Source organism: Phenylobacterium sp. (assembly GCF_031425575.1).
In the GTDB taxonomy this organism is placed as follows: domain Bacteria; phylum Pseudomonadota; class Alphaproteobacteria; order Caulobacterales; family Caulobacteraceae; genus Phenylobacterium.
The window spans coordinates 1-13,803 of sequence record NZ_JANPJP010000358.1; the positions used below are offsets into that span (position 1 = coordinate 1).

General features: G+C 69.2%; 15 protein-coding genes. 10 read left to right on the forward strand and 5 right to left on the reverse strand.

Translation table 11 applies throughout. The features are described 5' to 3' along the window. Nucleotides 1-314 (forward strand): MucR family transcriptional regulator (locus tag RMO97_RS19850; RefSeq protein WP_310542734.1); only part of this gene is annotated, 314 nt, incomplete at its 5' end. Nucleotides 315-509: 195 nt separating this feature from the next. Beyond that, nucleotides 510-1,010: a PAS domain-containing protein gene (locus RMO97_RS19855; RefSeq protein WP_310542787.1), complete on the forward strand. Its 501-nt coding sequence runs from the start codon at nucleotides 510-512 to the stop codon at nucleotides 1,008-1,010. Here RMO97_RS19855 and RMO97_RS19860 read toward each other — a convergent pair. Together RMO97_RS19860 and RMO97_RS19865 are read right to left on the reverse strand one after the other, a co-directional pair. Beyond that, nucleotides 1,007-1,429, reverse strand: coding sequence for a SufE family protein (locus RMO97_RS19860; RefSeq protein ID WP_310542735.1), 423 nt, complete (start codon nucleotides 1,427-1,429; stop codon nucleotides 1,007-1,009). The genes RMO97_RS19855 and RMO97_RS19860 overlap by 4 nt on opposite strands. 46 nt (nucleotides 1,430-1,475) lie before the next feature. After that, nucleotides 1,476-2,261, reverse strand: coding sequence for a HAMP domain-containing sensor histidine kinase (locus RMO97_RS19865; RefSeq protein WP_310542736.1), 786 nt, complete (start codon nucleotides 2,259-2,261; stop codon nucleotides 1,476-1,478). Between the two features lie 195 nt (nucleotides 2,262-2,456). Between RMO97_RS19865 and RMO97_RS19870 the strand changes: the two genes are divergently transcribed. Then, nucleotides 2,457-4,124, forward strand: a complete 1,668-nt coding sequence (locus RMO97_RS19870; RefSeq protein ID WP_310542737.1) for a HAMP domain-containing sensor histidine kinase — start codon at nucleotides 2,457-2,459, stop codon at nucleotides 4,122-4,124. A 125-nt stretch (nucleotides 4,125-4,249) separates the two neighbouring features. Here RMO97_RS19870 and RMO97_RS19875 read toward each other — a convergent pair whose 3' ends face one another. Beyond that, nucleotides 4,250-5,116, reverse strand: coding sequence for a hypothetical protein (locus RMO97_RS19875; protein WP_310542738.1), 867 nt, complete (start codon nucleotides 5,114-5,116; stop codon nucleotides 4,250-4,252). 136 nt (nucleotides 5,117-5,252) lie between these two features. Here RMO97_RS19875 and RMO97_RS19880 point away from each other — a divergent pair, with 136 nt between their 5' ends. The 7 genes from RMO97_RS19880 to RMO97_RS19910 all read left to right on the forward strand — a co-directional run bounded on the left by RMO97_RS19880 (nucleotide 5,253) and on the right by RMO97_RS19910 (nucleotide 11,952). Further along, nucleotides 5,253-5,585 carry a DUF1491 family protein gene (locus tag RMO97_RS19880; RefSeq protein WP_310542739.1) on the forward strand — a complete coding sequence of 111 codons (333 nt, stop codon included), beginning with the start codon at nucleotides 5,253-5,255 and terminating at the stop codon, nucleotides 5,583-5,585. Between the two features lie 105 nt (nucleotides 5,586-5,690). Beyond that, the gene (locus tag RMO97_RS19885; RefSeq protein WP_310542740.1) at nucleotides 5,691-6,071 is read left to right on the forward strand and encodes a hypothetical protein; all 381 of its coding nucleotides are present in this window, start codon (nucleotides 5,691-5,693) and stop codon (nucleotides 6,069-6,071) included. 52 nt (nucleotides 6,072-6,123) lie between these two features. After that, the gene (locus tag RMO97_RS19890; RefSeq protein WP_310542741.1) at nucleotides 6,124-7,155 is read left to right on the forward strand and encodes an ATP-dependent DNA ligase; all 1,032 of its coding nucleotides are present in this window, start codon (nucleotides 6,124-6,126) and stop codon (nucleotides 7,153-7,155) included. Between the two features lie 32 nt (nucleotides 7,156-7,187). Then, the gene (locus RMO97_RS19895; RefSeq protein ID WP_310542742.1) at nucleotides 7,188-8,789 is read left to right on the forward strand and encodes a peptide chain release factor 3; all 1,602 of its coding nucleotides are present in this window, start codon (nucleotides 7,188-7,190) and stop codon (nucleotides 8,787-8,789) included. A gap of 4 nt (nucleotides 8,790-8,793) precedes the next feature. Next, nucleotides 8,794-9,690 carry a class I SAM-dependent methyltransferase gene (locus RMO97_RS19900; RefSeq protein ID WP_310542743.1) on the forward strand — a complete coding sequence of 299 codons (897 nt, stop codon included), beginning with the start codon at nucleotides 8,794-8,796 and terminating at the stop codon, nucleotides 9,688-9,690. Further along, a complete protein-coding gene (locus RMO97_RS19905; protein ID WP_310542744.1) occupies nucleotides 9,687-10,421 on the forward strand; it encodes a 16S rRNA pseudouridine(516) synthase in 735 nt (244 codons plus the stop codon). Before RMO97_RS19900 ends, RMO97_RS19905 begins: the two co-directional genes overlap by 4 nt. 157 nt (nucleotides 10,422-10,578) lie before the next feature. Beyond that, nucleotides 10,579-11,952, forward strand: coding sequence for a hypothetical protein (locus RMO97_RS19910; RefSeq protein WP_310542745.1), 1,374 nt, complete (start codon nucleotides 10,579-10,581; stop codon nucleotides 11,950-11,952). Between the two features lie 8 nt (nucleotides 11,953-11,960). Here RMO97_RS19910 and RMO97_RS19915 read toward each other — a convergent pair whose 3' ends face one another. Together RMO97_RS19915 and RMO97_RS19920 are read right to left on the reverse strand one after the other, a co-directional pair. Next, nucleotides 11,961-13,058, reverse strand: a complete 1,098-nt coding sequence (locus tag RMO97_RS19915; protein ID WP_310542746.1) for a DUF2336 domain-containing protein — start codon at nucleotides 13,056-13,058, stop codon at nucleotides 11,961-11,963. 7 nt (nucleotides 13,059-13,065) lie between these two features. Next, nucleotides 13,066-13,767, reverse strand: a complete 702-nt coding sequence (locus tag RMO97_RS19920) for a hypothetical protein (protein ID WP_310542747.1) — start codon at nucleotides 13,765-13,767, stop codon at nucleotides 13,066-13,068. Nucleotides 13,768-13,803: the final 36 nt, after the last annotated feature.

Genomic DNA, 13,803 nt, shown 5'->3' on the forward strand with positions numbered 1-13,803 from the left:
TTCATGGCGCCCTGGCTGCGATCGGTGGTCCCGCCGAGGTCGAGCCTGTCGCGCCCAAGGAGCCCGCGGTTCCGGTCAAGCGCTCCATCGCGCCCGATCACCTTGTGTGTCTTGAGGATGGTCGCAAGTTCAAGTCGCTCAAGCGCCATTTGCGCACCAAGTACGACATGAGCCCCGAAGAGTACCGGGCCAAGTGGAATTTGCCCAAGGACTACCCGATGGTGGCGCCCAACTACGCCAAGGCGCGTTCGGAGTTGGCCAAGTCGATGGGCCTGGGCCAGGGCGGCCGCAAACCGCCGCGCGGCGGAAAATAGCCGATTCGGATCAAGCGCTTGCCGTCGCGACGGCCTGAAATCATCGACGCCCGTCAGCCGAGTCGGCTGGCGGGCGTTTCGCTTGCTGGTTGACTCTTCACCGAAATCTTGGCTGGCGGCGTCGTTTTTGCTTGCCCGCGATTCGTTCCTTAAGCGATAGTGAATCGTCGTGATTCCAACGGCTTGTTAAGGAATCTGAAGATGAACGCGCAGTTGAGCGCATCGGCCTCGGCGGCCCGCGCTCACCAGGAGATGTTCGCCTACTGGGCGTCACTCCGACGGGGGGCATCCCTCCCGGCGCGCGGGGATCTGAGCCCGCTTGGCATCAAGCGCATGCTCCCGACCGTCAGTCTGATCGACGTGGTCAACCAGCCGCGTGACTATCGCCTGCGTCTGGCCGGTACTGGTCTGTACGGCCTCTATGGCCGGGAGATCACCGGCAAGGGTTTGTCGGATATCTACAACACAGCCGCCGCCGACTATTGGCGCATCGAGCTGGACAAGGTGGTCGATGGCCGCCGTCCCGGCGTCGGCGTCCACAGCATGGCCTGGCGCGGCGCGCCGCACATGTCGATCCTGTGGCTGCGCCTGCCTCTGGCCAGCAACGGCAAGGACGTCGACATGATCCTCGGCTACGACGCGGTCGTCGGCATCCAGGGGCAGACGAGCTCTAGCAGCGGCATCCGCGCCGCTTAGGCCGCCAGCACCTCGGCGTCCCGCCGGATACGACCCACCATCGAGGCTAACCCGTTCGATCGCTGCGCCGACAGGTGTCCGCTCAGGCCAAGCTGGTCGAAGGCCAACTTGGCGTCGAAATCGCGAATCGCGGCGGCTGTCTTGTCCGAATAGAGCCGCAGGACGACCGCGATCAGGCCGCGCACGATATGGGCGTCGGAGTCACCCCGGAAGCTCACAGTGCCGTCCGCGTGCGGCTCGGTCACCAGCCAAACCTGGCTGGCGCAGCCGCGCACCTTGTTGGCTTCGCTGCGTTCGCTGTCGGTCAGCGGCGCAAGGTCTTTCCCCAGGTCGATCACGTAGCGGTAGCGTTCCTCCCAGTCTTCCAGGAGGTCAAACTCCGAGACCAGTTCGGTGAGGTCGTCTTCTATGGTGCGCATGCTGTCGGCGACTTAAGCGGCCCTACGCCTGCGCGCAACCGCCGGCTCAGCCCGCAGGCAGGCGAACATTGGCCAACAGGCCGCCCTGCGGACCGGGTGTCAGCTTCAGGCGACCGCCCATGGCCTGGCACAGCAGGTTGACGATGGGCAGTCCCAGGCCGGCCCCCTCGCTGCGGCGAGTCAAGGCGCTGTCGCCCTGCTCGAAGGGGCGCAGCAGGCGGGCGATATCGGCCGGGTCGATGCCGGGACCCTGGTCGAGAACGCGGATGTCGATCTCGTCGCCGTCTCGCGTGGCGGTGATCTCGATAGCCGAGCCCTCCGGCGAGAACACTACGGCGTTGTGGATCAGGTTAGTGAGTACGGTGCGCAGGCCGCGCGGGTCAGCCTTCACCGACGGCAGGGACCCCTCCTCGCGCACGACCACCACCGTGTTGCGGTTGGCGATCTCCTCGCGCAGGCCGTCCAGGGCGTCATCCATGGCGTGGTCCAGGGCCTCGACCCGCAGGTCCAGGTCCATGGCCCGGCCTTCAAGGCGCGCGATTTCCAGAATCTGGTTCACCAGGTTCAGCAGACGCTGGCCGCTAGCCCGGATGATGCCGGCATATTCCTTGTACTGCGGCGCGCCGAGCGGGCCGTAGAGCTCCTGTGAGATGATCTCCGAGAAGCCGAGGATGGAGTTCAGGGGCGTGCGCAGCTCGTGGCTCACCATGCGAAGGAAGGAGCGCTGCTGTTCATCGAGAGCGGCTTGTCGGCGCGCTCGGGCGTTCGACCGCGGCGCAGGCGCGAGCGGCGAGTGGTCGTCATTGTTTGGAAGGGCCGCCGGGTGGGCCATGCAGACGTTCGCGCCTTTGACTGTTGGTCCCCAATGTGGGGCGCCGCCGCTTACGAATTCGTTTCTTCCTGAAAGATCATGGGCTTGGACTTCATCCCCCAGGACGCGAGGAGCCTCGCAGGGACTCACCTGCAAGCGTAATGTTCCGCACTGGCGCCGTGTGCGCACAGATGGGCGGAGGTCCCGAGACTAGACGTGGTCGAGAACGTGTCCACCCGACCCATGGGGACCTCCGGCGGACAACCGCCGCAGGAGCTCATATGGTGGCACGCGACCTGGCTCGCCGTGCTGGGCCTCGGCGTGGGCGTCATGCTGTTCGCCCCGATCCTCCAGACCGTCTCGGCCATGAGCGCCCTGGCGCTGGGTGCGGCGCCCGCCCTGACCGGCCTCGTGCTCGCCCGGTCACGGCATGTGGCGGCGCACAGCCTGATCCTGTTCAACTGGGGCGCGGGGGCCGTCCTGGCCGCCCTGCTGACCGGCGGAGTCGCCGGTCCCCTGGCCGTATGGCATCTGGCGCCCATGGCCGCCGCCGCCGCCATGGGTCGGATTGATCGCCTGGCCATGGGGGCCGCGATCAGTGTCGCGGCGATCTGCGTCTCCCTGCTGGCCGGCCTGACCCTCAGCCTGCCGCCCGCGCCGGCCCATGACCTCGCCTCAGGCCTGGGGGCGGTGGCGATCATCACCACCTCGGCGGGCCTTGGCCTGGCGCTTATCGTCCTGCAGCGGCGGGTGATCCTGGATACACGCCGCCGCGCCCTCATGGAGGTCCGCCTGCGGGAGGCGCTGGGCGACCAGCCACACCTGTTGCTGGTCGTCCAGCCCAGCGGCAAGCTTGTCACCGCCTGGGGGAATGCTCCGCGCGGCCTGAAGGGCCAGGTCCTGGCGGGCCGCCCCCTGGCGCAGCTGGCCACCCCCGCCGACCGTCCCCGTCTGGAGGCCGCCCTACGCGAGGCCGTCCTCGAGGGACGTTCCGAAGTCGGCTTCGCACCCGCCGGCGCGCCGGCCCTCTGGCACGAACTGTCGCTGCGCCGGGTGAACCCGCAGCGGCTCACCGGTTCGATCCGCGACGCCGGCGCCCAGCGAGCCCGCGAGCAGGCCCTCGATCAGGCCCGCATCGACGCCGAGACCGCCAATGCCGGCAAGTCTCGCTTCCTGGCCAATATGAGCCATGAGCTGCGCACGCCGCTGAACGCGATCATGGGGTTCTCCGACATCATGCGGCAGTCGCTGTTCGGGCCGATGCCCGAGAAGTACGGCGAGTATTCGGCCCTGATCCACGAGTCCGGCGAACACCTACTGGAGCTCATCAACGACGTCCTCGACATGTCGAAGATCGAGGCCGAGCGGTTTGAGCTCTATCGCGAGGAATTCGACGCCCGAGACGCCATCTCAGCCGTCATGCGCCTGATGCGAGGCCAGGCCGATCGCGCGGGTGTCAGCCTGCGGGGCCTGATGCCCAAGGAGCCCCTGGAGGTCATCGCCGACCGCAGGGCCATGAAGCAGATCGCCCTCAACCTGATCTCCAATGCGCTCAAGTTCACCCCCAAGGGCGGGACCGTGACCGTGACCGCCCATGCGGAGGGCCCCATGCTGGAGCTCATCGTCGCCGACAGCGGCGTGGGGATCAGCGCCACCGACCTGCAGCGCCTCGGTAAGCCCTTCGAACAGGCGGGCGGGGCCGATCAACGCGCGGCGGGGACGGGACTGGGCCTTTCCCTGGTCCGCGCCTTCGCCGAGTTACACGGCGGCGATATGGCCATCGAAAGCCAACTGGGGGAGGGCGCCACGGTGACGGTGCGCCTGCCGGTGATGGAGATGGCGGCGGTTGAGCCTGAGCCCCATCCCGAAGAGACTGCGAGCTAACCTTATCCCGCTCATCCCGGCGAAGGCCGGGACCCAGATACATCCGCCGTATTCAGAATTCCTGGCGCAGGCCGTGACCTACGACCCGGGGTCCCGGCCTTCGCCGGGATGAGCGGGGTTTGTTGTTACCGGCTTGCGGTCTGCAAGAACGCCCTGCCAGCCGCGAAATCTCCGACCTCGACATAGGCCCGGCGCGTGGCGTCCCCCGCGAACAGGAACTCCACCATCACCGCCTCGCGTGGGTCGAGGCCCGACAAGGTGCGTGCGGCCTCCGCCGGAAAACGGAAAGCCCAGCCGCTCTTCACGTCCTTTGGCAACAGATCAAGACCGGCCCGGCTGCGCGCCTCGGCGGCGTATGCGGTCTGGGCGGCGGCCGGCGGCAGCCGCCGGGTCAGGGGCAGACGGTCGAGGGGCTCGCCCCGGGCGTCAAGATAGGGGCCCAGCGTCAGCGTTACATCGCGCAGGACCAGACGCGCGGCGTAGGGCTCGGCGCCGTCGGTGAAGGTGGCGACCGCCATCAGCCGGTTGGCGCCGGCCCGTCCGGCCAGGCCGAAGGCCATGCGGCCGCCGTCGAAGGCGCCGTCCTGGATGAGGCGCCAGCGGGCGCCGGCGGACGAAGAACTGCGGTCGGCGCGCCACGCCGAGACATCGCCGGGATAATCCATCTTGATGAGCTTAGCGTACCCCTCGAAGGCGGTGCGCACGCGGCTGGCGGCGGAATCGATGTCGGCGGAGTCGCACGCCACCGCCGCGGCCTTCTGCGAGGCTCGGCGTTCGACGGCGTTGAGGGTCGCACGGTCGGTCCCGGCGCGCAGGGCCGTGCCGCGGGCCTGGGCCTGGGCGGCCGCCAGGGCCGAGCCCACGGGCCCTGAGAACAGGCCGCATCGGGCGTCGGCCGCGGTCATCACGGTGCGTTCGTAGAAGAGGTCGACGCTGCTTGCGCTCGCCAGTCCGGGCGCGGCGCAGATCGCCACGGCCAGGGCAGTCCCCATCCACCAACACGCCGGGCGCCGCACTTTGTTGTGCGTTGGGCTCGTCATGCTCTCTCATTGTCCCTTATGGTCGGGACGTTGAGCCCACCCTAGACGCTCGCCCTTTCCGGTCCGTTACGAGAGACCTTGCTGCGACATGATGCTGTCCACGGACATCTGGGTGGCCGCCCTGATCCGCCGCGCCGAACTGGCCGGTGGGTTTGGCATCGTGGCGCGCAAGGGTGACGCACGGGCCGGCAGCGTGCTGGTCAAGGTGCTGAACCTGGAAGACAAGACCACTAGGCTCTACTCCGAGGCCACCCGTGGCGATGGCGAGCGGATCTGGATGCGGCCCTCCCTGTTCGACAACGAGGCCGATCTCGACCGCTATATCCAGAAGTCACTGCGTATCGACCCCGATCTCTGGGTGGTGGATATCGAGGATAAGCAAGGCCGCCACTTCCTGACCGAGCCGGTCGAGGACGCCTGAGGGCAGGGTGAAGCGGCGATTCACCGCCTTTGTGCACCAGCCCTAAAGTCAGCCATGCGACCTTGGGCTGTGCTCCTCCCAGCCCAGCTCTCCGCGTAGCCGCCGATGCTTTTCCTGATGAACGACGTGGTTCTGAACCTCGACGGCCTGAAGATGACGCCCAAGATCACGAACCGCCGGTTTCGTGACCTGCCCTTCAACGCGGTCAGCCGGCTCGGGCAGGAACTCTACGCCGAGAGCCCCCTGCTGCATCATCGCAGGCCTGAGCGGGCCAAGCGCCTGGGCCTGCTGATCATGGCCAAGGCCCCGGCGATCAACGCCGCCCTGTTCGTCGCGCCCCATTTCGGGTGCAACCCCGAGGAGGTGACGATGCGCTACGTCAATCTCGACTTCGAGATCATGGCCCGCCTGGCCAAGCGCCAGAACGAGGGCCAGATGGACAGGATCTGGACCGACCGGCAGGTCTGGAAGCGGCTGGCGGCCTAGCCGGAACGACTCGGCGGCCGGGCTGTTGCGGAGTCTTCGACCGGAGCCTCCCGTGACCCTCAAAGTCCCTCTCGACCTGCCGCCCATGGAGGCCAAGCTGGTGGCCGCTTTGCCTGACGAGCCGGGCTGGCGGTTCGAGCCTAAGTGGGACGGCTTCCGCTGCCTGGCATTCAAGGACGGGAGCGACGTGCAACTGCAGTCCAAGTCCGGCAAGCCCCTGACCCGGTATTTTCCCGAAATGGCGGCGGCCTTGGCGGCGTTGCCGATCGCGCGCTTCGTGCTGGATGGCGAACTCACCATTTCCGTGGACAGCAAGCTCTCCTTCGACGCCCTGCAGGCCCGCCTGCACCCCGCCGCCAGCCGGGTGGAGAAGCTCAGCCGAGAGACGCCCGCCCAGTTCATCGTCTTCGACTGCCTGGCGGGCGAGGACGGCAAGTCCCTGGTCGGCCAGCCGCTCAGCGCGCGGCGCATGGCGCTCAAGACCATCGCCGCCAGCTTCAAGGGCGCTGACGCCATCCGTCTCTCTCCGGGGACGGAGGACCGCAAGGCCGCGGAGGACTGGCTGGCCCAATCCGGCGGCGCCCTCGACGGCGTCGTCGCCAAGCGTCTGGACGAGGCCTACCAACCCGGCGAGCGCGCCATGCTAAAGGTCAAACAGCTGCGCAGCGCCGACTGCGTGGTCGGCGGCTTCCGCTATGAGAGGGACTCCGAATTCGTCGCGTCATTGCTGTTGGGCCTCTATGACGCCGCCGGCCTGCTGCACCACGTCGGCTTCACCTCGATGATCAGCGACGCCGAGCGGCCCGACCTGACCCGGAAGCTCGAGGCCCTGGCCGGTCCGCCCGGTTTCACCGGCAAGGCCCCGGGCGGACCCAGCCGCTGGACCACAGACCGGACCGCCGAGTGGTCGCCGCTGAGACCCGAGTTGGTGGTGGAAGTCCGCTATGACCAGATCACCGGCGCCCGGTTCCGCCACGGGACCCGCCTGCTGCGCTGGCGGCCCGACAAGGCGCCCGCCCAGTGCACCATGGAACAGCTGCAGCCGGAGGCCGCGCCGGCCGAGGTGATCGCCGCGATCGGCTAGCTTCGCGGCGCTTGCTGCGCTAGTCCCCGCCCATGAGCAATTCTCCCGCCGCCGAGGCCGCGCGCCGGCGCACCTTCGCCATCATCTCCCACCCGGACGCCGGCAAGACGACCCTGACCGAGAACCTGCTGCTGGCGGGCGGCGCCATCCGCGCGGCCGGCGCAGTGCGGGCGCGCGGCGAGAACCGCCGGACCCGGTCTGACTGGATGAAGATCGAGCGCGAGCGCGGCATCTCCGTCTCGGCCAGCGTCATGACCTTCGACCACGACGGCCTGATGTTCAACCTGCTGGACACCCCGGGCCACGAGGACTTCTCGGAAGACACCTACCGGACCCTGACGGCCGCCGACGCCGCGGTCATGGTGCTGGACGCCGCCAAGGGCATCGAGCCCCAGACCCTGAAGCTGTTCGAGGTCTGCCGCCTGCGCGACATCCCCATCGTCACCTTCATCAACAAGATGGACCGCGAGGCCCAGGATCCCATCGAGCTGCTGGACGAGATCGCCTCCAAGCTCGCCCTCGATCCGGCGCCGCTCTACTGGCCGGCCGGTTCGGGCGGGCGGTTCAAGGGGATGCTGGACCTGCGCAACCAGCAGTTCCTGCCCTTCGCCAAGAAGACCGCCGACAACAAGGACGAGGGCCACCCCGCCGCCATCGGCTTCGCCGGCAATGCGGTGTCCAGCTATCTCGATCCCGAGGAACGCGCTGAACTGGAAGAGACCGCCATGCTGGTGGGAGAGGCCTCGAAGCCCTTCGACCCCCAGGCCTTCCTAGAGGGCCACATGACCCCGGTGTTCTTCGGTTCGGCCCTGCGCCATTTCGGCATCGACCAGCTGCTGGCTGGCCTGGGCGCCTACGCCCCGCCGCCCAAGGCGGTGGCTGCGTCCAAAGGCGGCGACGCCACCCATATCGTCCCGGGCGACCCGGAGGTCACCGGCTTCGTCTTCAAGGTCCAGGCGAATATGGACCCCAACCACCGCGACCGCATCGCCTTCCTGCGCCTGTGCTCGGGCAAGTTCGCCCGCGGGATGAAGCTGAAGGTGCAGAACACCGGCCGCCAGCTGTCGGTCAACGCGCCGATCATGTTCTTCGCCTCGGACCGCGAACTGGCCGAGGAGGCCTTCGCCGGCGACGTCATCGGCATTCCCAACCATGGCGTCCTTAGGGTGGGCGACAGCCTGTCGGAGACCGGGACCATCCGCTTCGCCGGCCTGCCCAACTTCGCACCGGAAATCCTGCAGCGGGTCCGCGTGAAGGACCCCTTGAAGGCCAAGCACCTGAAGAAGGCCCTGGAAGGCCTGGCGGAGGAGGGGGTCACCCAGCTGTTCCGGCCCCAGTTCGGCGCGGACTTCATCGTCGGCGCCGTGGGGCAACTTCAGTTCGAGGTGATGGCAGATCGGCTGGCCAACGAATACCAGCTCGACGTTCAGTTCGAGGCCAGCCCCTTCGCCGAGGCCCGGTGGGTCACCGGGACCAAGGTCGAGATCGAGGACTTCACCGCCAAGCACAAGACCGCCATGGCCACCGACATCGACGAACAACCGGTGTTCCTGGCCAAGTCGGCCTGGGAGCTGGGCTATGTGGTCGAGCGCTATCCGACGGTGGCCTTCCACCGCACCCGGGAGCGGGGCTAGGGCCGTGGCCGGCGCGATCGTCTACGGGACCCCGCCCCACAACCTGGTCGACGTGCCGACCGGCGCCGTCCAGGTTTCCCCCATCCTGCCCGGCTCCACGGCCCTGGAGAGCTTGGCCGAGGCCAGCCTGGACGAAGCGGTGGTCGCCGCCCCGCCCGGCACCGCCGAGCGCGACTACGCCCTGGCCCAGGCCCTGCGCGTGCTGAAGCCCGGCGGCCGGCTCACCGCCTTCGCCCCGAAGGACAAGGGCGGGTCGCGCCTGAAGAAGAGCCTGGAGGCCTTCGGCTGCGAGGTCTTCGAGGAGTCCCGCAAGCACAACCGCATCTGCACGGTCGCGCGGGCGCAGACCATCGCTGGGCTCGACACTGTCCTGGCCAAGGGCGCGCCCCAGCAGATGGGCCAACTCTGGAGCCAGCCAGGCGTCTTCAGCTGGGACCGGGTCGATCCGGGCAGCGCCCTGCTGCTGGCCAGTCTGCCGCCCCTGAAGGGCAAGGGCGCGGACTTCGGGGCCGGTATCGGCATCCTAGCCCTCACGGTCCTGGCCAGCCCGGACGTGAAAAGCCTCGTCCTGGTGGACGTTGATCGTCGCGCCGTCGAGGCCGCCATCAAGAACGTCACCGACCCCCGCGCGACTGTCGTCTGGGGCGATGTCCGCCAGGCGGGCCTGAGCGATCTGGACTTCGTGGTGATGAACCCGCCCTTCCATGATGGCGGGGCGGAGGATCGGGCCCTGGGCGTCGCCTTCATCGAGACCGCGGCCAAGGCCCTGCGCAAGGGCGGCGCCTGCTGGCTCACCGCCAACCGCCACCTGCCCTATGAACGGCCCCTGGCGGCGGCCTTCTCCAAGGTGGAGCTGCGGGCCGAGGCGGGCGGCTACAAGATCTACGAGGCCCGGAAGTGAGCAAGGCCCCGATGGCCAGGCTGGATCGCCTGCTGGCCAATCTCGGCTACGGCTCCCGGCGCGAGGTCAACGCCCTGGTGCGGGCCGGCGGCGTGGTGCTGGACGGCATCACCCTGAAGGACGCGGGCGCCAAGGTCCCTATCGTCCGCGAACTGCCGGCCCGCATGACCATCTCCGGCGTCGCGGTCGATCCCCCCGCGCCGCTGACGCTCATCATGCACAAGCCGCTCGGCGTGGTCTGTTCCCACCGCGAGGCCGGCCGCAGCGTCTATGAGCTGCTGCCCACCCGCTGGCGCGCCCGCATGCCCGGGCTCTCCACCATCGGGCGCCTGGACAAGGACACCTCGGGCCTGCTGCTGATCACCGACGACGGGGATCTGCTGCACCGGGTCATCTCGCCCCGCGCCCACGTGGCCAAGCGCTACCTGGCCACCCTCGACCGGCCGCTGAGCGGGGAGGAGGGGGCGATCTTCGCCGCAGGCGACCTGATGCTCGACAGCGAGGAGACGCCCCTGGCGCCCGCCGAGCTTGAGGTGATCTCGCCCATGCAGGCCGCGCTCACCATCACCGAGGGCCGCTACCATCAGGTCCGCCGCATGTTCGCCGCCGTGGGCAACCACGTGAACGCCCTGCACCGCGACCGCATCGGCGGCCTGGAATTGCCCGCGGACCTGGCGGCCGGCGAGTGGCGTGTGCTGGACGAGGCCGGCGAGACGTCGATCTTCGCCTAGGCCCGCAATTCGCCCAAAACGCGAAAATTCGTACTCCGTTAACCATAACGCACTGATTAACCACTTGTTTACGATCTCGGACCCGGCTTTGCTCCTTCCGGTCTGAACCCAAGACAGGCGTCCCGTGTTGAGACGCTAGGGTGATCGGAGCCGCGTCATGTTCGAGTTCGGTCGTGAACTTAAGCGTCTGTTCGGCGCCGAGGGCCTGAACACCCCGCGGGACGGCCTGACCGGCGGCGACTCCTCGCTGCTGGAATTGCTGGACCTGGAGCTGTTGAAGACCGAGGCCAAGGCCGCCGATGTCGCCGCCGGCCGCGTCGGCGCCGCCGACCGCGCCCAGCGCCGGCTGGAGGCCGCCATCGTCTGGCGCGAAGTCGCCCGCCGCTCCGGCGACGCGGTCGCCCTGCGCAAGGCCGCCGCTACCGCTGAAGCCGCCGCCGATCTCTTCGACCGTAATCGCCGTCCCGACGGCTGGGCGCGCGCCCGCTGCGAACAGGCCTTCTGCGCCATGCTGGGCGCCGAGCTGTTCGGTGATGACGGCCTCAACGCCGCCGCCGATCTCGCCTTCCGTGAAGCCCGCGCCGCCGCCCGCGGCGGTCTGGCCCTGCCGCTGGCCGATGTCGGCATCGCCGCCCTGGAGGGCCGTTCCCGGATGGCCGCCGGCGACGCCCAGGCCGCCCGCGTCGTGGCCGCCCGCTTCACCATTCCGATCCAGGGCCTCCAGGTCCTCACCAAGCGCTGCCGGGCCGCCCGCCTGCTGGCCGTCGAGGCCCGCCTGGTCCGCGCCGACCTGCTGCTGGGCTGGGGGGCGCGCCTGAAGGACCGCGACCTGCTGCAACAGGCCCTGGAGGACGCCGAGACCGCCGTCGACGGCCTGGACGCCGCCTACGAACCCTTGAGCTGGGCCCGCGCCGCGGCCTTGCGCGGCCAGGCGCTCGCCCTGCTGGGCGACGCCGCCGGTCAGATCGAGGGGGTCGCCGAGGCGGTCAACGCCCTAGCCGACGTGCTGGGGGAGCTCAGCCGGGAGCACAGCCCGATGGACTGGGCCCGCGTCCAGACCGCGCTCGCTGAAAGCCTCCAGACCCTAGGCGAGGCTGGCGCCAGCGAGCGAGCCTACGAACAGGCCGTCACCTGCTACGATCGGGCCGCCATGGTGCTGAAGGAGATTCCGGCCCTCGCCCTGAGCGCCTTCGGCGCCTCCAACCGCGCGCTGTGCCTGGCGCGTTCGGCCGAGCTGACCGGCGATCTCAATGTGCTGGACGCCGCCGAGACCGCCTTCCGCATAGAGCTCACCACCATGTCGCCGGGCCGCGACCCCACCGCCTGGGCTCTGCTGCAGGTGAACCTGGCCAGGCTCTATGAGGCGCGCCTGGACATCACCGGCCGCGACCGAGGCGAACGCGCCGCCGCCGCCCACGCCCTCAACGCCGCCCTCGACGTCTTCGCCGAGCAAGGCCTGCGCTCGCTGAGCGTCATCGCGTCGGATGCCCTGGACCGCCTCAGCCACATCAGCCCGCGCCCGGCCTACTAGGGCGAGGCTCAGGCGGCGGCGACGTCGCCGGTCTGGCGGCGCATGCGCCAGAAGCGGATGGTCCGTTGGGCGGCTTCGCGGGGCAGGTTCTCGTAGAGCTCGCCATATTCGCGCGCCCGGCCCATGGCGTTGGAGTCGCGGTCCAGGATCAGGACGGCGAAGGTCAGGTATAGTGACCGGTCGAACCCCGCCGCCTTGCAGACGATGGACAGGGCGTCCAGTTCGCGGCGCTCCAGGATCCGTCGCGCGGTGTGGAAGTCGATCTCGGCCAGTTCGCACAGAGCCACCAGGAACTTGGTTGTCTCACGGTTGCGCAGGAAGCCAGCCAGCACCGGCGGGGTGATGGCCCCGCGCAGGCGCAGGATGCGCACGGCCTTCTCGGCCTCCACATAGTCTGCGGGCAGGGCTCCGTCGCGGGCGGCCAGCGTCTTGCGGCCGGCGGCCAGGGCCGCGTCCAGCTCGTCGGGGTCGATCTCGCGGTTGCGCTCCAGGATCTGGTCGCGCAGGCGAGCCTCCACCACGAAGTACATCTCGTTCAGCAGGTCGGCCGGCATCGACTTGCGGGCGACGACAGCGGCGTGCAGGGCCGGATTCTCGGCGGCGCGGTCCACCACTATCTCGTGGGTCTCGCGCGACATCTCGGCGCCCTGGTTTGCCAGCAGGGCTCCCAGGGTCTCGTCGTCGCCGCGTTCCACGATGGCCTCGGAGACAGCCTCGGAAACCACCTGCCGCTGGCTGATGGCGCGCAGGTGGTCCTGGCCGCGCGTTCGAGCCACCGACAGCAGGTCGTCCTCGGTCAGCGCGGTTGAGCCCTCCAGCAGGGGACGAGCCACCTCAATGGAGGCGTCGCGGGCCAGGCTGCGGATCAGGCCGGCCGGGGCCAGCTCGACGCCCGACATGCGCTGGGCCAGCTCAACCCGGACGGCTTCCTCCATTTCGCCGGCGAGCTGGGTCAGGACGTCGTCGAACAGCGACATTTCGCCGGGCGCGCGGGGCTCGTCGGTGGTGAAGAACAGGTCGGTGACGCCGCGTAGCAATTCCCGCCGCCGGGAGCTTGAAGGCTCCTGAGCCAGTTCGATCAGGTCGTGAAGCTTCGTGCGCGTCATCAGGGTCTCAGAACGGGCGACCGTCGTCGGCCTTGTCGGAACTGTCGTCGTCGCCGCTGTCGGTGTTCTTGGGGGCTGGCGCATCGGGGGGGCCGATGAAGACATAGCGGTCGCCGCCTTCGACGGCGGGGATCACGTCGGGCTCCAGGCCATAGGCCCGGTGCATCGAATAGAGTTTTGACGAGCCGCCAGCGTGGCGGGCCGTCGCCGAGGCGTCCACCACCTTCTGGCCGGCGGCGATCGCGGCCTGCTCCGGCAGGGGCGGCGGGCCGCCATAGAGGCTGGAGGGCGGCGGCGCATAGATCGGCGGCGAGGAAGATGTCTGGGGATCGACGGCGGGCGCCGGCGCGCTCTGGCGCGGCGCCTGATAGGGGGCCTGGGGCACGAAGGGGGTGTAGGCCGGCGGCTGATAGGTCACCCGGCTGCTCTCGCCGGGGGGCGGGGGCAGGTCGCGATCCTGCGGCGCCTCCTGGCGGCCGCGCGTGAACTGTCCGGCCAGGGCCATGGGCTCGGGGCGCTGCAGCATCCCGGGCTGGCCGCCGGTGGTCGGATAGGCGCGCTTGTTGGACCATCCCAGCATCGGTCCGCTAGGCGCGGGCGCGCGCTGTTCATAGGCCGGACGCTCATAGGGTCGGTCCCGGTCATCCTCCTGGGAGCCGGGCGTGATCGCACGGACAACGGCGGCGATAGCGTGGCCGAGGTTCATCATGCCACGACGCTAGCGGTGGTCGCTTAACCCTGAGCT